This window comes from Pantoea sp. S62 (assembly GCF_016658625.1).
Taxonomy (GTDB): Bacteria; Pseudomonadota; Gammaproteobacteria; order Enterobacterales; family Enterobacteriaceae; genus Pantoea; species Pantoea vagans.
In genome coordinates this window covers 60376-78134 of sequence record NZ_JACVVI010000020.1, presented here as the reverse complement: position 1 = coordinate 78134, position 17759 = coordinate 60376, and the positions used below count along the sequence as shown (strand labels likewise).

20 protein-coding genes are annotated in these 17759 nt (G+C 55.7%); 6 read left to right on the top strand and 14 right to left on the bottom strand.

What is annotated here, in order from left to right:
* Positions 1-368 precede the first annotated feature (368 nt).
* The 3 genes from mltC to mutY are packed head-to-tail and all read right to left on the bottom strand — an operon-like array spanning position 369 to position 2860.
* Positions 369-1448 carry a membrane-bound lytic murein transglycosylase MltC gene (gene mltC / locus IBT54_RS22020; protein ID WP_013358985.1) on the bottom strand — a complete coding sequence of 360 codons (1080 nt, stop codon included), beginning with the start codon at positions 1446-1448 and terminating at the stop codon, positions 369-371.
* A gap of 54 nt (positions 1449-1502) precedes the next feature.
* Positions 1503-1775, bottom strand: coding sequence for an oxidative damage protection protein (locus tag IBT54_RS22015; protein ID WP_003853409.1), 273 nt, complete (start codon positions 1773-1775; stop codon positions 1503-1505).
* On the bottom strand, positions 1775-2860 hold the full coding sequence (gene mutY / locus IBT54_RS22010; RefSeq protein ID WP_110330859.1) for an A/G-specific adenine glycosylase: 1086 nt from the start codon (positions 2858-2860) through the stop codon (positions 1775-1777). Before mutY ends, IBT54_RS22015 begins: the two co-directional genes overlap by 1 nt.
* Positions 2861-3014: 154 nt before the next feature.
* On the opposite strand from mutY, the gene trmB reads away from it, so the two are divergent.
* The 3 genes from trmB to IBT54_RS21995 all read left to right on the top strand — a co-directional run bounded on the left by trmB (position 3015) and on the right by IBT54_RS21995 (position 4842).
* A complete protein-coding gene (gene trmB, locus IBT54_RS22005; protein WP_010248887.1) occupies positions 3015-3734 on the top strand; it encodes a tRNA (guanosine(46)-N7)-methyltransferase TrmB in 720 nt (239 codons plus the stop codon).
* Positions 3734-4060, top strand: a complete 327-nt coding sequence (locus IBT54_RS22000; protein WP_003853403.1) for a YggL family protein — start codon at positions 3734-3736, stop codon at positions 4058-4060. The genes trmB and IBT54_RS22000 overlap by 1 nt, the downstream gene beginning before the upstream one ends.
* A 65-nt stretch (positions 4061-4125) precedes the next feature.
* Positions 4126-4842 (top strand): DUF2884 domain-containing protein, encoded by a 717-nt coding sequence (locus IBT54_RS21995; protein WP_201253068.1) that lies wholly within the window; start codon positions 4126-4128, stop codon positions 4840-4842.
* 49 nt (positions 4843-4891) lie between these two features.
* On the opposite strand, the gene hemW is transcribed toward IBT54_RS21995, so the two are convergent.
* From hemW to IBT54_RS21975, 4 genes are read right to left on the bottom strand one after another with little or no spacing between them, the layout of a single operon-like run.
* Positions 4892-6031 (bottom strand): radical SAM family heme chaperone HemW, encoded by a 1140-nt coding sequence (gene hemW, locus IBT54_RS21990; protein WP_201253067.1) that lies wholly within the window; start codon positions 6029-6031, stop codon positions 4892-4894.
* The gene (locus tag IBT54_RS21985) at positions 6024-6617 is read right to left on the bottom strand and encodes an XTP/dITP diphosphatase (RefSeq protein ID WP_201253066.1); all 594 of its coding nucleotides are present in this window, start codon (positions 6615-6617) and stop codon (positions 6024-6026) included. The genes hemW and IBT54_RS21985 overlap by 8 nt, the downstream gene beginning before the upstream one ends.
* 21 nt (positions 6618-6638) lie before the next feature.
* On the bottom strand, positions 6639-7193 hold the full coding sequence (locus tag IBT54_RS21980; protein WP_013358979.1) for a YggT family protein: 555 nt from the start codon (positions 7191-7193) through the stop codon (positions 6639-6641).
* Between the two features lie 12 nt (positions 7194-7205).
* The gene (locus IBT54_RS21975; protein WP_201253065.1) at positions 7206-7913 is read right to left on the bottom strand and encodes a YggS family pyridoxal phosphate-dependent enzyme; all 708 of its coding nucleotides are present in this window, start codon (positions 7911-7913) and stop codon (positions 7206-7208) included.
* Between the two features lie 14 nt (positions 7914-7927).
* Here IBT54_RS21975 and IBT54_RS21970 point away from each other — a divergent pair, with 14 nt between their 5' ends.
* Positions 7928-8923, top strand: a complete 996-nt coding sequence (locus tag IBT54_RS21970; RefSeq protein ID WP_013358977.1) for a type IV pilus twitching motility protein PilT — start codon at positions 7928-7930, stop codon at positions 8921-8923.
* Between the two features lie 5 nt (positions 8924-8928).
* Here IBT54_RS21970 and ruvX read toward each other — a convergent pair whose 3' ends face one another.
* The 6 genes from ruvX to IBT54_RS21940 form a co-directional block, all read right to left on the bottom strand.
* Entirely contained in the window at positions 8929-9348 is a 420-nt protein-coding gene (gene ruvX, locus IBT54_RS21965) for a Holliday junction resolvase RuvX (RefSeq protein WP_013358976.1), read from the bottom strand.
* A complete protein-coding gene (locus IBT54_RS21960; RefSeq protein ID WP_013358975.1) occupies positions 9348-9911 on the bottom strand; it encodes a YqgE/AlgH family protein in 564 nt (187 codons plus the stop codon). Before IBT54_RS21960 ends, ruvX begins: the two co-directional genes overlap by 1 nt.
* A gap of 87 nt (positions 9912-9998) precedes the next feature.
* Entirely contained in the window at positions 9999-10943 is a 945-nt protein-coding gene (gene gshB / locus IBT54_RS21955; protein WP_013358974.1) for a glutathione synthase, read from the bottom strand.
* Between the two features lie 106 nt (positions 10944-11049).
* Entirely contained in the window at positions 11050-11781 is a 732-nt protein-coding gene (gene rsmE, locus IBT54_RS21950) for a 16S rRNA (uracil(1498)-N(3))-methyltransferase (RefSeq protein WP_110330854.1), read from the bottom strand.
* 72 nt (positions 11782-11853) lie between these two features.
* Positions 11854-12558 carry a deoxyribonuclease I gene (endA, locus tag IBT54_RS21945; protein WP_107320079.1) on the bottom strand — a complete coding sequence of 235 codons (705 nt, stop codon included), beginning with the start codon at positions 12556-12558 and terminating at the stop codon, positions 11854-11856.
* 76 nt (positions 12559-12634) lie between these two features.
* The gene (locus tag IBT54_RS21940; RefSeq protein ID WP_051926533.1) at positions 12635-13147 is read right to left on the bottom strand and encodes a SprT family zinc-dependent metalloprotease; all 513 of its coding nucleotides are present in this window, start codon (positions 13145-13147) and stop codon (positions 12635-12637) included.
* Between the two features lie 209 nt (positions 13148-13356).
* On the opposite strand from IBT54_RS21940, the gene IBT54_RS21935 reads away from it, so the two are divergent.
* Both IBT54_RS21935 and IBT54_RS21930 read left to right on the top strand, forming a co-directional pair.
* A complete protein-coding gene (locus IBT54_RS21935; RefSeq protein ID WP_201253064.1) occupies positions 13357-14502 on the top strand; it encodes a glycosyltransferase in 1146 nt (381 codons plus the stop codon).
* Positions 14492-15760 (top strand): O-antigen ligase, encoded by a 1269-nt coding sequence (locus IBT54_RS21930; RefSeq protein WP_236263619.1) that lies wholly within the window; start codon positions 14492-14494, stop codon positions 15758-15760. Before IBT54_RS21935 ends, IBT54_RS21930 begins: the two co-directional genes overlap by 11 nt.
* A gap of 81 nt (positions 15761-15841) precedes the next feature.
* On the opposite strand, the gene IBT54_RS21925 is transcribed toward IBT54_RS21930, so the two are convergent.
* Positions 15842-17239 carry a sugar porter family MFS transporter gene (locus tag IBT54_RS21925; protein ID WP_013358968.1) on the bottom strand — a complete coding sequence of 466 codons (1398 nt, stop codon included), beginning with the start codon at positions 17237-17239 and terminating at the stop codon, positions 15842-15844.
* Positions 17240-17759: the final 520 nt, after the last annotated feature.

Genomic DNA, 17759 nt, shown 5'->3' with positions numbered 1-17759 from the left:
AGCGACAGGGATGTCGCGAAGAGGCGGGTTCGCGCCAGGGATGGCGCGTCCTGCCGGTCCGTAAGAAATCCTGAAGAAGCGAAGGAACCGCGAAGCGGCGGTGAAGCAGGCCGGAGCCGGGGGTCAAGGGGCGCGGCGACTGGCGCCCCTTGTCGGTCGCCTGCAGAGGCGTGTCTGAAACTGCCCAGCTGATCAGGCGAACGAAACCCTTCTCAGTGCCACCCTGCTGCAAGCGAAACCTTCTCATAGCAAGCCCGCTGCGAATCGTGCCCCGTTCGCGCAGCGAACACTTTCAGTGTCAGCACGCTGCAAAGCGAACCTCAAGCCTCGTTCACGCAGCGAACAACCCCCCGCTTCAGCGGCTCCGATCAGAATCCCCGATAACTCTTCTGCGCCGTACTCACCTTATACAGATAACGCCGCGACTCCGCCGACGGATGCTGGTTCGCCAGGGTCGAATAGACCTTGCTGGGAGACATGCCGTTGATCATTGAGAACGCCCGATCTTTATCGCTGGAGAAGACGCGCAATACGCTGCCTGCACCACCGTTATAGGCGGTGATCACCGCATAGCGGCGTGATACCGGATCCTGAATGCCGCCCAGATAGCTGCGCTGCAACAGCGACAGATAAGCTGTACCGGCATCGATATTGTTCTCCGGATCCAGCAGATAGCTGCGGCTCGGCTTGCCCCATTTACCTTTCATGCGGAACACGTCAACACCGGCGGTATGCTGCACCACCTGCATCAGACCCAGCGCATCAGAATGGCTCACGGCGTAGGGGTTGAAGCTCGACTCGGTCTGCATAATCGCAAGGATTAAAGAAGCGTCGACACCATACTGCTCGGCGGCTTTACGCACCATCGGCAGGTATTTGTGCGCACGCTTATCCAGGTGGTTCGGCACCATCGGAATCGAAATGCTGTAAATCACATGCAGACCCGAGGTGCGGCGCATTAATTTATTCTGAATCAGATAGTCAGCAAAGGCTTCCGCGCGACCCTGCCAGCGAATCGGCTGACCGGTGTTATCCAGCACCTGACCATAGAGCAGCGGCTCTTTACTGATCTCGATGTCGTTGGCGTCAGAATAGAGATCGACATTGCCCGGATCTTCGCCAATCAACAGCGTGGTCACGATAGCCTGACGCAGACTGGCCATCGGATCGGTGCCAGAAATGGTCTCGATGGTCAGCTTACCGCTTTCAAAGTTGATGTGGCTGCGGGTGTAATAGTTGTCGCTATATTTGACGTAATCTTTAGGTCCGGCGATCAGGACCTCATTGATACCCCAGATATTCTCAATATTGTGAGCAAACTGGCCCATCAGAATATCAAAGCCGTTAGTGTCTTTAACCCACTCCTCGTGGGATTGCTGATTCTTTGACCCGGAACAGGAAACCAAAAGTGGTGCTATCACCAGCAGGGCGATTAATTTTTTATTCATTGGAAATGCAAGCCTGACCTGGATAACCGGCCTCAGCGATGAGGCCCGGAATGTTTACGCTTCTGGCGGTGTATAGCCTTCGATATGAACGTCTTTGCCTTCGAACAGGAAATTGATCATCTCCTTCTCCAGCACCTTACGATCTTCGGGATTCATCATGTTGAGCTTCTTCTCATTGATCAACATGGTCTGTTTCGCCATCCACTTCTGCCAGGCTTCTTTGGAGATGTCGTTGTAAATGCGCTTACCCAGGTCGCCCGGATAGAGCTGAAAATCCTGACCTTCCGCGTCGCGCTGTAAAAAAGTACAAAAAATGGTGCGGCTCATTACTCTTCCTCATTAATCTCACAACTGTCCAAAGCCAGTTGTCGGGGATGGCGCAGCTCGTGTAACAGGCGCTCAACGGGTGCAGCTAATCCCACAGATGGTGGCAGCGCTAAGTTATACCAGAGACCGCCTGCTTCATCCATCGCCGCCCCGGCAGAAGGCCACGACAGCCACATTGGCACGATATCGAGATGGAAATGACTGAAGGTGTGACGAAACGCGGTAAGCTGTTGCGGTTTTGCATGGATGCCACGCGCCGCCAGCCAGTCATTCAGCGTCGCTTCGGTGGTGAACTGCGGGAAGCAGAACAGACCGCCCCACAATCCTACAGGCGGGCGCTGCTCCAGCCAGACATCATCGCCATCCTGCATCATCAGGAACCAGCCGCTGCGCTCCGGCAGCACCTGCTTAGGCTTTTTGCCGGGATAGCTTGCCCAGCTACTGCTGGCGTACGCCTCACAGCCGCTGTTTAGCGGACAGATTTCACACTTCGGCTTAGAGCGGGTACAGACAATCGCACCCAGATCCATCATCGCCTGATTAAACTGGCTGACGCCCTCGGCGGGTGTGACCTCTTCGCTGATCTGCCACAGCCGTTTCTCGACCTCTTTTTTACCCGGCCAGCCGCTGACGGCATAGCAGCGGGCCAGCACGCGCTTAACGTTGCCATCCAGAATCGGGAAGTGCTGACCCAGCGACAGCGAGAGGACCGCGCCTGCCGTTGAGCGGCCGACGCCGGGCAGGGCAGAAACATCATCGAAATTACGCGGGAATTCGCCCCGGTGAACCTCGACAATCTGCTTTGCTGCTTTATGCAGATTACGCGCACGGGCGTAGTAGCCGAGGCCGGTCCAGAGATGCAGCACCTCATCCAGCGGTGCCGCAGCGAGATCGGTGACCGTGGGGAAGCGCGCCATGAAGCGTTCAAAATAGGGAATAACCGTGGCAACCTGGGTTTGCTGTAGCATCACTTCGGAGAGCCACACCTTATAAGGCGTTTTCTCCAGCTGCCACGGCAGGGTTTTGCGACCAAAGCGCTGATACCAGTCCAGCACCTGTTGCGCGAACTGCGGCGCTTGCATCATAAGAAGGAAATTTTCCGTGTTTACTCTACACTCAGGCAGGAATTCCAGCACATGCGCACCTGGGTGTAAACCGGAAGATTGCAAAGGCTTGCTTCTGCTTATGAACTTTGCATAATGCCCGTTTCCCGGAACAGGCTAACCAGCAGGCTTTTACATGATTAATGACGTCATCACCCCAGAATTTGATGAGAACGGGCGGCCATTGCGCCGGATCCGCAGCTTTGTGCGCCGCCAGGGTCGCTTAACCAAAGGCCAGCAGCAGGCGCTGGATACCCTGTGGCCGGTCATGGGGGTGGAATATCAGCCTGAGCCTGTCGATCTGCCCGCGCTGTTTGGCCGCGAAGCCCCGGTCACGCTGGAGATTGGCTTTGGCATGGGCGCATCGCTGGTGACCATGGCGCAGAACACGCCACATCAGAACTTCCTGGGTATTGAAGTGCATGCGCCGGGCGTGGGTGCCTGTCTGGCCGCCGCCAAAGAAGCCGACGTGCAGAACCTGCGGGTCATGTGCCATGACGCGGTGGAAGTGCTGGAGAAAATGATTCCGGATAACTCGCTGCGCATGGTTCAGCTCTTCTTCCCCGACCCGTGGCATAAAGCACGTCACAATAAACGCCGTATCGTCCAGGTGCCGTTCGCCGAACTGGTGATGCGTAAACTGAAGCTGGGCGGCGTTTTCCACATGGCGACCGACTGGGAAGCCTACGCGGAGCATATGCTGGAAGTGATGAACAGCATCGATGGCTACCGCAATCAGTCAGAGCAACAGAATTACGTGCCGCGTCCTGAGACGCGTCCACTGACCAAGTTTGAGCAGCGCGGGCAGCGTTTAGGCCATGGCGTATGGGATTTAATGTTTGAGAGGGTGAAATAATGGCCACACAACGCAGCCGCCGTTTACGTAAAAAACTGCACATCGACGAGTTTCAGGAACTGGGCTTCTCCGTTGCCTGGCGTTTCCCGGAAGGCACCAGCGAAAGCGAAATTGATGAGACGCTGAACCAGTTCATCAATGAAGCGATCGATCCTAACGGCCTGGCCTTTGATGGCAGCGGCTACCTGGTGTGGGAAGGTCTGGTTTGCCTGCAGAAAACCGGCAAATGCACCGATGAGCATCGTGCGCTGGTCCGCAAATGGCTGGAAGACCGCAAGCTGCAGGATGTGCAGATGACGGAACTCTTTGACGTCTGGTGGGACTAAGTCGTCACACAGTGTCGGGCTGCGGCCCGATCGGAGGGTTTCAGACCCGATCTTAGGGAGTAGATATGATGCGTAAAGCGCTTCTTGCTGTGCTGCTGGTGGCAGCAACTCAGGCTCAGGCAGCCTACGAATGCAGCGTTAAGCCGCAGGACGATGTGGTGATTAAACCGCAGAGCGTGCAGGTGGTCGGTGCTAACGGCAATATGGAAATCTCGCCGCAGGGCGACGTGCAGTTCAATGGCCAGAAAGTTTCGCTGGATACCGCTGAACGTCAGAAAGCGATCGACTATCAGAACGCGCTGCGGCGCGATCTGCCGTGGATCGACAGCGGAGCGACCTCCCGTCTGGAGAAAGGACGTGCGGCACTGGATGGGGTCATCGTTGAAAAACTGGGCACCGACAGCAACGTGCGTAATCGCCTGACCACGCTGAATGGCCAGCTGAAACAGCAGATGAACCGCATCATTGAACACCGTGAAGACGGTCTGATGTTCCACCATCAGGCGATCGATCAGGTGCGCGCCGAAGGCGAAAGGCTGGTGCAGTCAACGCTGGGCGGCGTGATGCAGGACAGTCTGAATGAGATGGGCAGTAAGCAGGGCAGTGGCGGCAGTAATCCGCTGCAGGCGATTATGGGCAATCTGGGCGGTCTGCAACAGTCGATTCAGGCTGAGTGGAGCAAGCAGGAGCAGGATTTCCAGAACTTCGGACACGAAGTGTGTAATCGCGTTATTTCGCTGGAAGATCAGCGTAAACAGCTTACCGGCGCATTGAAAAAATAAGTTAACGCCTCAGCCTGACGGGCTGAGGCGCTTTTTTACTCTTCCGCACTCACTCTTCCGCTAAGAACAGCTCAAGCAGCGAATTCAGGAACAATTTCCCTTTCTCCGTAATCTGCCACTGCTCAGCGGTTTCCGTCACGTAACCGGCGGCAATCGCGGCATCCATCTGCGGACGGATCACCTCTTCTGACAAACCGGTGTAGCGGCTGAACTCGTCGCGCGGCGCGGCCTCCAGCAGGCGAAAGCGGTTCATGAAATATTCAAACGGCTTGTCGCTATCGGCAACCTCATACTGTTTTTCGCGGTAGTTACCCTGCATGAAGCCACGCGGATGACGGGTTTTCACCGTGCGGACAATGCGGCCATCCGGCTGGGTCAGTTTGCCGTGTGCGCCACAGCCAATCCCCAGATAGTCGCCAAAGCGCCAGTAGTTGAGGTTGTGTTCACAGCGATATCCCGGCTTCGCGTAGGCGGAGGTCTCATACTGCTGATAACCGGCCGCCTGCAGCAGCCGATCGCCCTGCTCGAAAATATCCCACAATGCATCATCATCCGGCAGCACCGGCGGGCGTGAGCCAAACAGGGTGTTGGGTTCGATGGTGAGCTGATACCAGGAGAGATGCGGCGGATTCAGCGCAATCGCCTGACGTAAATCGTCGAGCGCCTCTGCCAGCGACTGATCGGGCAGGCCATGCATCAGGTCGAGGTTAAAGCTGCGCAGCGACAGCGACTCTGCCAGTTCGGCGGCGCGGACGGCCTCTTCCGGACCATGAATACGGCCCAGACGCTGCAGCTTTTGCGGACTGAAACTCTGTACACCAATCGAAATACGGTTGATACCGGCACGCTGATAAGCGCTGAACCGGTCAGCTTCCACGGTGCCAGGATTGGCTTCCATGGTCACTTCCGCATCAGGGGCGAGCGTCAGACGCGCCCGCACGCCATCCATCAGCATCTGCATCGCACTGCTGCTCAGCAGGCTGGGCGTACCGCCGCCAATGAAAATCGTGCGCACTTCCCGGCCATTGATCAGCGGCAGGTCGATCTCCAGATCGCGCAGCAGGTGCTGCACGTATTCAACGTGCGGCACCTCATCTTTCAGCGCGTGGGAGTTAAAATCACAGTAGGGACACTTCTGTACGCACCACGGAATGTGGATGTAGAGACTTAACGGCGGCAGATTAGGCATTACGCATCGCTTCCAGCAACAGCGTCAATGCTTTACCCCGGTGAGAAACTGCACCTTTTTCCGCTTTGCTCAGCCCGGCCGCGGTTTTACCCAGCGCCGGGACAAAGAAAATCGGGTCATAACCAAAGCCACCGGCGCCAGAGGCGGAGCGGGCAATCTCGCCCTGCCAGCTGCCGTGGAACACCAGCGGCGTCGGGTCTTCCGCATGACGCAGATAGACCAGCACGCAGTGGAACTGCGCCTGGCGCTGACCGTCAGGCACGTTTTCCAGCGCCTGCAGCAGTTTCTCCAGGTTCTGCTGATCGCTGGCCTCTTCACCGGCGTAGCGCGCCGAGTAGATGCCAGGCGCGCCGCCCAGCGCATCCACGGCCAGACCGGAGTCATCGGCGATGACCGGTAATCCGGTGATCTGTGCCGCGTGACGCGCCTTGAGAATCGCGTTCTCAATAAAGGTCAGGCCAGTCTCTTCTGCCGATTCAACCCCAAGGTCAGTCTGCGCGACGATATCCAGACCAAAGGCGGAGAGTAACTCCGCCAGTTCACGCACTTTGCCGGGATTGCCGGTTGCGAGCACAACTTTTTGCATAACAGTTCCAGTTTGATTCATTTACAGCAGATACCAGAGACCCGGGAACAGGTCCATGCCAAGAAAGTTCAGGGCATACAGCACCAGGATGACGATCATCGCTGAGAAATCGATGCCGCCCATCGCAGGCAGAATACGGCGAATAGGTGCCATCATCGGCTCGGTCAACTGCACCAGCAGATAATCGACCGGGCCACGGCCCTGGCTGATCCAGCTCATCAGAGAGCGAACGATGATGACCCAGAAGACCAGATAGCCGGCGGATTTCACCAGCGATAGCAGACCGACCAGGAGATTCGTCGGATCGACCGAGAACACGCCTACCTGAATCAGCAGTAAAATCGGGTATTTCAGCGTGGTCAGCACAAAGGCCAGCAGCAGCGAGGCGGTATCAATCGGCCCCAGAGCCGGCAGTATGCGGCGCAGTGGCTTAACAATCGGCTGTGTCACTTTTACGACAAACTGCGCCACTGGATTGTAAAAATCGCAGCGGGACCACTGCATCCAGATGCGTAACAACAGCACCATGACGTAGAGATCGATCAGCGTTTTTACTAAAAACGTCAGTGTTAACATGAAGTTCCTCTGTTATTGTTGTGAGTTGTGCGCATAATCTCGTGCGCCAAAAATGGCGGTGCCGATACGCACCATCGTACTGCCTGCGGCGATTGCCGCCTCCATGTCATCGCTCATTCCCAGCGAAAGCGTATCTATACCAGAATAGTGCTGTTGCAACTGCCGGAAGGCTTCCGCCATCTGCTGACACACCGCCAGCTGCCGCTGGTAATCACTCTCCGCTGCCGGAATCGCCATCAATCCCCGCAGCCGCAGTTGCGGCAGGGCAGCGATCTGCTCCGCCAGCCCGGAAACGGCCTCCAGCATGATGCCAGATTTGCTGTTTTCGTCACTGATATTTACCTGAATTAACACATTCAGCGGTGGCAGCGAGGCGGGCCGCTGATCGTTGAGCCGCTGCGCAATGCGCTGGCGGTCAATGGTGTGACACCAGGCGAAATGCTCTGCCACCAGACGGCTTTTGTTGGACTGCAACGGGCCGATGAAGTGCCACGCCAGTTCAGGATGTGCGGCCAGTGCATGAACCTTTTCAACCCCTTCCTGGACGTAATTTTCACCGAAGGCAATCTGGCCAGCGGCAAAGGCTTCTTTGACCGCGCTCGCAGGTTTGGTTTTGCTGACTGCAAGCAGGGTTATTTCTTCCGGAGCGCGGCCGCAACGCGCGGCAGCGGCGGCGATTCGCTGTCGCACTTGCTGTAGGTTCTGCTGGATTGAAGTCATAGTCAGGAGAAATTATGAATCTGGATGAAATGGTGGGGCTTAGTGTAAAGCATAATGCCGCCGATCTGCACCTTTGCAGCGGACATTTGCCCTACTGGCGGCGGCAGGGAAGGCTGGAGGTGATTCCGCAGCAGGCCAGACTTTCTGCCGCCTGGATGGCAGAGTTTATGACCCGCTGGCTCAGTGACCCGCAGCGTCAGCAGCTGGAGCATGCAGGGCAGCTCGATTTCGCCCTGAGCCTGACCTGCGGCCAGCGTCTGCGTGCAAATCTGTTTATGCAGCGCAACGGCCTGTCACTGGCGCTGCGTATCATTGCCACCGCGTGCCCGACGCTGGAGAGCCTGCAACTGCCCGCCGTTGTGCCGACGCTGCTCGAGCAGCAGGATGGTCTGATTCTGGTGACTGGTGCGACCGGCAGCGGTAAATCGACCACGCTGGCGGCGCTGGTCGATGCGCTGAACCGCCAGCAGGCGCGCCACATCATTACGCTGGAAGACCCGATTGAATTTATCCATCACAGCCAGCAGTCGCTGATTCAGCAGCGCGAAATTGGCCTGCACTGCGATTCGTTCTCGCTGGGGATAAAGGCGGCGCTGCGTGAAGATCCCGACGTCATCCTGCTGGGTGAACTGCGCGACAGCGACACCATCCGTCAGGCGCTGACGGCGGCGGAGACTGGTCATCTGGTACTGGCGACGCTGCACACCCGCGGCGCGGCGCAGGCGGTGGACCGGCTGGTGGATGTCTTTCCGGCGGAGGAGAAACAGCTGGTGCGTACGCAGCTGGCGGGCAGCCTGAAAGCAGTGATTGCGCAGCGGCTGGTGCCTTCAATTGCCGGATCGCGCATCGGACTGTTTGAAGTTCTGATCGCCACGCCCGGCATCACTAATCTGATTCGGGAAGGTAAGATGCACCAAATCCCTGCGCTGCTGCAGACCGGCGCGCAGGCCGGTATGCAGACGTTTGAGCAGAGCCGGCTGGCGCGTCAGGCCGCCGGTCTGATTGAGTAAGCAGATCAGTAATGGTTTTCGAACCAGTCCTGCAAAATGATGGCCGCGGACTGTGAATCGACCGACCCTTTGTTGAGCGCGCGATAGCCGCCGCGCTCAAACAGGCCAGCACGTGCTTCTACCGTACTGAGTCGTTCATCCTGCAGCTCTACCCGGATGCCAAAGCGACCGTGCAGGCGGTTGGCAAATTTACGCGCGCGATCGGTCAGCGGCTGCTCGGTGCCATCCATATTCAGCGGCAGGCCGACGACCACGAAATCGGGCTGCCACTCTTTCAGTAGCTTTTCAATCACCTGCCAATCCGGGATGCCATCCTGCGCTTTAATCGCGGTCAGCGGACGGGCGCTGCCCGTGAGTTCCTGACCTACAGCGACACCAATACTTTTGGTGCCGAAGTCGAAACCTAACAGAGTCTGAGTTGACATCAGGCGTGTCCCGCGTCGCTGGCCATGTTGTGAATATCGACGCCAATACTGCGCGCCGCTTCGCGCCAGCGCTCTGAAATCGGCGTCTGGAACAGGATATTGCTGTTAGCTGGCGTGGTCAGCCAGGCATTTTCCATCAGCTCATTTTCCAGCTGATCTTTTTCCCAGGCGCAATAGCCCAGCGCGACCAGCACATTGGTGGGCTGAGACGCGGTGCCGATCGACTCCAGCACGTCACGGGATGTGGTGATAATGGTGTTATCTGAGACACGGATGCTGGAGGTAAAGGTGCGTTGTGCTGAGTGCAGGATAAAGCCACGATCCTCTGCCAGCGGGCCGCCGGTAAACACCGGTTTATCCAGCCTGATGGCCGGGTCGCGATCGTCGGCAGAGATTTTCAGCTTCTTCAGAATGCCTTCAACCGTCAGGTTTTCCATAGGTTTATTGATGATCAGTCCCATTGCGCCCTCTTCGTTATGTTCGCAGAGATAGACCACGGAACGCTTGAAGAAAGGATCCTGCAATGAAGGCATGGCAATCAAAAAGTGATGTTGTAAATTCATTCTCACACGATGTACCAAAAAAATAACCGGCACGCGACGACCGCACCGGTATTGGGTTGATCACGGAGCCACGCCCCGGCTTCTTGCTCAGCCCAGGCGCTTCTCAATGGCATCCATCAACATGCCGGTGATGGAGATCGGGAACGCAGCCTCAATTTCACGAATGCAGGTTGGGCTGGTCACGTTAACTTCAGTCAGTTTATCACCGATGATGTCGAGACCGACAAAAATCAGTCCTTTTGCTTTCAGTGTCGGGCCAACACGGCGCGCAATTTCCCAGTCGCTTTCGCTCAGCGGACGCGCTTCACCACGACCACCGGCGGCGAGGTTGCCACGCGTTTCACCGCCCTGCGGGATACGTGCCAGGCAGTAAGGCACCGGTTCGCCATCCACAACCAGCACGCGTTTGTCACCTTCTTTGATCGCCGCAATGTAGTTCTGCGCCATGCAGAAACGGCTCTCATGCTCGGTCAGGGTTTCGGTAATCACACCAAAGTTAGGATCGTCTTTCTTCACGCGGAAAATCGACGCGCCACCCATGCCATCCAGCGGCTTCATGATGATGTCGCCATGCTCCTGCCAGAAGGCACGCAGCTGCGCTTTGCTGCGGGTCACCAGGGTGTCAGGCGTGAACTCGGCAAACCAGGCGGTATAGAGCTTTTCGTTACAGTCACGCAGGCTCTGCGGTTTGTTCACGATCAGCGTACCCAGCTCTTCTGCGCGCTCCAGAATGTAGGTCGCATAGATGAACTCGGTGTCGAATGGCGGATCTTTGCGCATCAGCACCACGTTCAGGTCAGCCAGCGGGATCACCTGCTCGCTGCCGAACTGATACCAGTTGTCAGGGTTCTGCTCGACGGTCAGCAGGCGGGTGCGGGCAGAGGCCACGCCACCGCGCATAGAGAGATCGTGCATCTCCATGTAGTGAATTTCGTAACCACGGCGCTGTGCTTCCAGCAGCATAGCGAAGCTGGAGTCTTTTTTAATATTGATGGACGAAATAGGGTCCATCACGATGCCAAGTTTAATCATTATTATCTCCTCGGTGAGGCGGTATTTACCGCCTCGTCTGGTTCGGTCTGCAGTGGGCCGATCGGTCAGGACATCATGCCTGCGCTCTTTCCGCTGAAAGTATCGCTTAACCCAGGTCGCCAAACCTCACCTGAAGTGCCGTAATGGCCGTCAGCGCGGTGGTTTCGGTACGCAATACCCGTGGGCCAAGCAGAATGTCAGTAAAATCGTGCTGTGCCGTCATCGCAATCTCGTCCGCAGACAAACCGCCTTCAGGGCCAATCAGCAGTCGTACCCGCTCAACAGGCTGTGGCAGCGTGTTGATGCTGTGGCTGGCGCGCGGATGCAGGTTGAGCTTCAGACCGCTGTCAGCCTCTGCACACCAGGCTTCCAGCGTCATCGCTTCACGAATCTCCGGCACGCGATTACGGCCACACTGCTCGCAGGCGGCAATAGCAATTTTCTGCCACTGCTGGATCTTCTTCGCCAGACGTTCAGCATCAAGCTTTACGCCACAGCGCTCGGAAAACAAGGGTGTAATGACATTCACGCCCAGTTCGATCGATTTCTGGATAGTGAATTCCATTTTTTCACCGCGCGACATCACCTGACCTAAATGCAGATGCAAAGGTGACTCGCGATCGTCCGGCTGGCTCTCTGTGACCGATACTTTTACACGCTTTTTATCAACATGCGTGATCTCTGCTGCAAAAGTCAGATTAGTGCCATCAAAGAGTTCCAGACGCTGGCCTGTCGTCATCCGGAGTACCCGGCCCACATGATTGGATGCATCTTCATCCAGGGTAATTTCACTGCCGATCTCTAATGGCCCGGCGTGATAGATGCGAGGTATGCGCATAAGGTTCCTGAAACCGGACGCCGCGCTGCGGCGGCGTCATGGGGGAAAAAAAGCTAGTGTAGGGCAGGGATTTTAGCGCTGGCAAGCCTGCTGCACATAAGGATTGTGATTGCCCTGAACCTTTGCAATGCGCTGGTCGCGTTCGCACTCCCATTTTGTGACAGGATAGAGCTTGTCCCAGGCGGTAAACAGCTGCGTCTGCTGGCGAGAAATGCGCAGATGGTACTGGTCGCGCATATAGAAATAGGTGCGGGCAATGGCACCGCGCGCCCGCGCGGGTGGCTCCGCCTGTTTAAGTTTGAAATCGATCTTCATCTCACACTGACCGTACTGCTTCTCGCTGCCGTTCCATTGACTGTAGGCGAAGTTACCACGGTCGCCATTCACTTCACCCACTGCGGGCTGAAGGTTATGCAAATCAGTTTCGATGCGGCGATACTCGGGATCCTTGCTGCAGTTTTTGCGGCCACCGTCCTGCCAGCACTGGCGCTGATGACCAAACTCCCAGGCCGGCATCACATGTTCCCACTCAATGCGCCCGGCGCGATTGGCGTTCTTGCGCACCTGATAGCCACAGCTGTTGAGATCGGGAATGCCCTTTTTGCCCTGCCACTGAATCTTACAGCCACAGTAGAACGAACCCGGTGCATCGGCGTTAATCGCCGCCGCAAAGGTTTTGGCCTGCTGGAAGTTATTTTGATGATAGTTATTCAGATTAAGAGCGTCAGCGGCAGGTGCAAACAGCAGCGCAACCGCCAGACTTAGTATGCGAGACATATTCCGGATTTCTTCCTGGTACGAAAAAGGGCGGCAGGTTAACAGAATGTGGAATAGGGCGGAATGGGGATTGTTCTCAGGAAGCGACAAACTCGCCTGCCACCAGCAGGCTGCCGCAGTGCACGCAGCGATATTCACTTTCTTTGCGCAGAATACGATTGTGGCGGCGAACCGTCAGCTGATGCTGCTGGCACTGGCAGCGGTAAGCAAAGGTGTTACTGCGCACGGAGGCGATCTCAAACTGATGGGTGCGGCGTGCCGGCACCCCCAGCACCTGCTCCATCATCCACTTCCACTCTTTGCCGTGCGGTGCGACGCGGCCAAACTGTTTCCACACCAGCAGATGCGCCAGCTCGTGCGGCACCACTTCATCGATAAATGCCTGCTGGTTTTCCAGCAGCAGCACCGGATTGATGCGGATCTCCCAGGATGTCAGCCAGGCGGTGCCCGCCGCCGTACCGCGTTGCTGGTAGAGCAGCTTCGGTTCCGGATAATGGGTTTTCAGGGCCTGATTTGCACGCTCAAGCGACTGGCGCAGTGAGCGCATCACGGCCTGCTGCAGGGCAATGGGGAGACGAGGTGTTTTCATGGCGCTCAGAATAATCGCCGTCGCCCAGGAACTCAACGTTACCCGCGAAAACGACAGCGCAGCGACTATACTCATCCGCCAGTTTCGAACCATACGATCCACAGTGTTCGTGTGGCCCGGCGTAGCCCTGCGATTAGTTAAAATTCTGGATTAAATATTGTTACGGTCTTTTTTAGAATATCCTGTTGATAATGTTCACTGCAGAGTGAATGGATCAGAATCGGAAGGCACAGTGTACGGACAACGCAATGAAAAATAATAACATCAGGAAACAGCGTATTGTGCTGGTTACCGATCTCATGGCTGGCCGCGGCGGTATGGAGAATGTGACCTGCCAGCTGATTACCGCTCTGAATAAGGAACCCGGAACGGAAGCAGGGCTGTTTATTATCAACAGCGGAGAGGAGAGCCTCTCCCGTGCCTGGACCGCCAACGCCGTTTTATCAGAGAGCGTCTGCACGCTGCGGAATAAGAAAATAAAAAATCTTATTCACACGCTGAGAATGGCCGCCTTCTTTCGTCGCTATCAGCCCGACCATGTTCTGACCCTCAACACCATTCCCTGTCTGATGACGCGCCGGGCCATTACGCTCTCAGGACGCAAAATCGTGTTGTCGAGCTGGATGCACCTGCCACCGCGGGAGCGCTACCGTCCCCACTATCTGCTGCGGGCCGATCACCATTTTGCCATCAGTAAGCAGATCAAAGAGCAGCTGGTGGAGCTGGGCGCACCCGCTACTGACGTTGACGTCATCTATAACCCGATCCGGCGTAATGACGTGGTTATCGGCAGGCCGCAGGGGCTGAAGTTTCTCTATATCGGTCGCGTCCATTTTCAGCGGCAGAAACAGCTTAAAGATCTGTTTGATGCGTTGAAGCATCTGGATGCGCCGTGGACGCTGGAGATTGTAGGTGACGGAGAAGACCTGACGCAGTGTCAGCACTACGTGACGCAACTCGGCATTCAGGATCGTATTACCTGGCATGGCTGGCAGGAGAACGCCTGGGAGTACGTCATCCGCCATATCAGACAGGTCACCTGTCTGATCATGACCTCGAACTTTGAAGGCTTTCCGCTGATCCTGCTGGAGGCGATGTCACGGGGTGTCTACTGCGTCTCGTCCGACTGCATCAGTGGCCCGTCAGAGATTATTCAGAACGGTCTCAATGGTCAGCTCTACCCTACTAATGACAGCATGGCGCTGGCCGCTATTCTCAACGCCATGAGCCGGGATTTCCACTTTCCCGATCATCAGGTTATTAAAGCGAGCATCACCGGTTTTTATGAGGAAAATTATATGAAGCACCTGATGAGTGCGTTTAACCGTCTGATTGAGGTTAAGCATGACGAATAAAAGCAGTCGTAATGGATTAACGTTAATGGTTAATGCTTCAGTTATTGCGCTCTGTCTGGCGCTGTCACTGAATATGTTTGTTTCCGGCCTGCCGCAAAAAATATTTTATCTGGTCTCTTATCTCTCCGTCGCATCTGTGTTGTATGGCCTGGTGCGCAGGCGAGTGGCGTTTAAAGAGAACGGTTTTTATGTCGTCCTGTTTGCTGTGCTGATTCTCTTCGCTCTGATCCGTCTGTTCTGGGCGATACACACAAAGGGGCTTGAAACCGCACCCTCAAACGATGCCATCACCAATATCGCCAACTATCTGCTGGGGGCGAAGCGGCTGTTGCTGGGAGCCTTTGTGCTGCTCAGTCTGGCGATTTATGGCAACCGGGTCTCTGCAACCACGCTGCGCATTGGAAAAGTGTTAATTCTGGTCGGTCTGCTGATTACGCTGGGCTTTGGTATTCATGAGCATCTCTATACAGAGAATATCCGCATCAAGCTCACCACCGAAGCGGCCTCGATGTCCTCCTACATGATTCTGTTTATCTACTGCACCTGGCTGTGGCTGAGCCGTTACGAGACGCACGCATACTGGAAGATTGCCGATATCACTGTGCTGGCTGTGACCTTTGCCTTGCTCTACCTGTGCGGCACCCGCGTAACGCTGATTGCACTGATTGCCGTGGGGCTGCTGTTCCTGTTGCAGACCTACCGGCTGTCGCTGCTGACCAACTGGCGAATCAGCGCATTACTGGTGGGCGTGCTGGCGGTGCTGATCCTGATGACCAGTAACCGCTGGGTAGAAGGGATGCAGGATATTGAGAATTATGGGTCAAACAGCTCGACCTCGCTGGGCGCACGCGTGGCTATCTGGGGCGGGGCGGTCAACTTTATTGAGCATCATGGCGGTTTTGCCACGCCGGATGCACGCACCACGGAGGCGAGGGAGTTCATCATGGCGCACTATCCGCTTAATGGTGAAGGCTACACCAACGTTAAGTACAACATGCACAACGAGTTTCTGGAAGTGACGACGCTGCAGGGCTGGCTGGGCGCGCTGTCGCTGGCGCTGCTCTATCTGGCGGTGCCTGGCGGCTGGCTTAAGAAGTGCGATCTGCGCGGCGTGGCGCTGCCAATGCTGGCACTGTTTATCTGCGGACTGACCGATTCGGTACTGCCGTATAATCAGACAGCCACTATTTTCATTATGGCGCTGGCGCTCTGCTGCATACGGCAGCCATTGCCGGCAGGGCGGGTTAGCACGCTTTAATCATGCATTGAACAAATAAAAACGGCGGGGTTTCCAGAGAAACCCCGCCGTTTTTTTTACCGTATTTTTTATCGGGTAATATTAGTCACGTGAACCGATGTCGCGCAGTTTCTTACCTGCCATCAGGTTACGTTCGATGTGTTCCAGCGAGACGTTTTTGGTCTCAGGAATCAGCATCACGGTCAACAGAATGAAGAACAGGTTAAGCAGTGCGTAGACCCAGAAGGTGTTCGCGTTGCCCAGCGTATTCAGCATCGTCAGGAAGGTCGCACCCACGATCATGTTGGCGATCCAGTTGGTGGTCGTGGAAACCGTGATACCGAAATCGCGGCCTTTCAGCGGCTGAATTTCGGAACAGAGCACCCAGATCAACGGACCGGCTGACATCGCAAAACCAACGATAAACATCAGCAGCATACCGACCGCGAAGTACTGTGCGCCCGCGGAGTGAATGCCGAAGTGCAGCATCGTACCCAGCACGCCCATACCAGCTGCCATCACCATAAAGCCCAGAATCAGGGTAGGTTTACGGCCCCAGCGATCCACCAGACCAATAGCAATGAAGGTCGCCAGTACGTTGACCAGACCCACAATCACCGTGCCCCACATCTGCTGGGTGGTGTTGGTGAAGCCCGCGATTTCAAAGATTTTTGGTGCGTAGTACATGATGACGTTCATACCGGTAAACTGCTGCATGACCTGCAACAGGATGCCCAGATAGACCGCACGACGGAAGTGGCTGCTGCTGGTGAACAGACCCCAGCCAGACTGCTTGACCTTCAGGCTTTCACGAATCTCTTCCAGCTCACGTTTTGCCTGCTCACTGGTGTCACGCAGACGATCCAGTACGCGTTGCGCATCGCGGAAGTTGCCTCGCGCCGCCAGCCAGCGTGGGCTGTTTGGCAGGAAGAAAACACCGATCAGCAACAGCAGAGCCGGAATGGTGATGATGCCCAGCATCCAGCGCCAGTTGCCGGTAAAGCTGAAGGCGGTATCGGTAAGGTAAGCACCCAGAATACCGATGGTGATCATCAGCTGGTAAAGCGAAATCATACTGCCGCGAATTTTTTCCGGAGCGATCTCAGAAAGATAAAGCGGGGCGGTATAAGAGGCAATACCGACGGCCAGGCCCAGCAGAACGCGGGCGCTGATCAGCATTTCCGGGTTTGGCGACATCGCTGACCAGAGTGAACCGATAACGAACAGAATCGCACCGGCCATCAGGCTTTTTTTACGGCCCAGGCGGGATGACATCCAGCCGCTGCCGATAGCACCGACCGCCGCACCAAACATCATGGAACTGACGATCCACTCCTGCTGGTGGGGAGTAACGTTAAAGTCCTTTGCGATAAACGGCAGGGCACCGGCGATAACGCCGATATCCAGACCGAACAGCAGTCCCGCAAGGGCCGCCAGAAAGCAGACAAATAAGGTCATCGCCTTATTTGAAGTTCTGCTTTTGTGTGTATTGCCAGGCATGGGAGCCTCCAGGTTTATCCATCATTGTTTTTATCAATGTTAAAAAACCTTTTGCGGGAAAAAAGTGAGTCTGATCACATCAGTGTAATCGCTTACACACGCTGAAACCCTGAAATTCAGCATATTTTTCCCGGAAAGATTAATTAACCAGTGAGGTATAGCACTCATTAAGTTTCTGACAATGCTCTATTTAGTGGCTATCAGACGACGCTGAAAATAACGCATTTTCAGCATAATAACTACGTGCGTTAATTCCTAAATATAGGAAAAACAAAGCATTTCAATTTGTAATCGTTAACATTTTGTCGTCAGAAAAAGCGAAAGGAAGTGTAGCTGAGAATGGAAAATTTGCTGCAGAGTGAAAGACATGCCGGGCAGATTGGTTTTTCTAATGTCTGACGGTCGCCAGTAACTGCGCGGATAAAGCGTTCAGCCTGCATGCGTAAGAAAGCATTCTCTGGTCAGCAATGGGGCTGAAAAGGCGATAAAAAACCCCGCCGCAGGGGCAGGGTTTTCATCA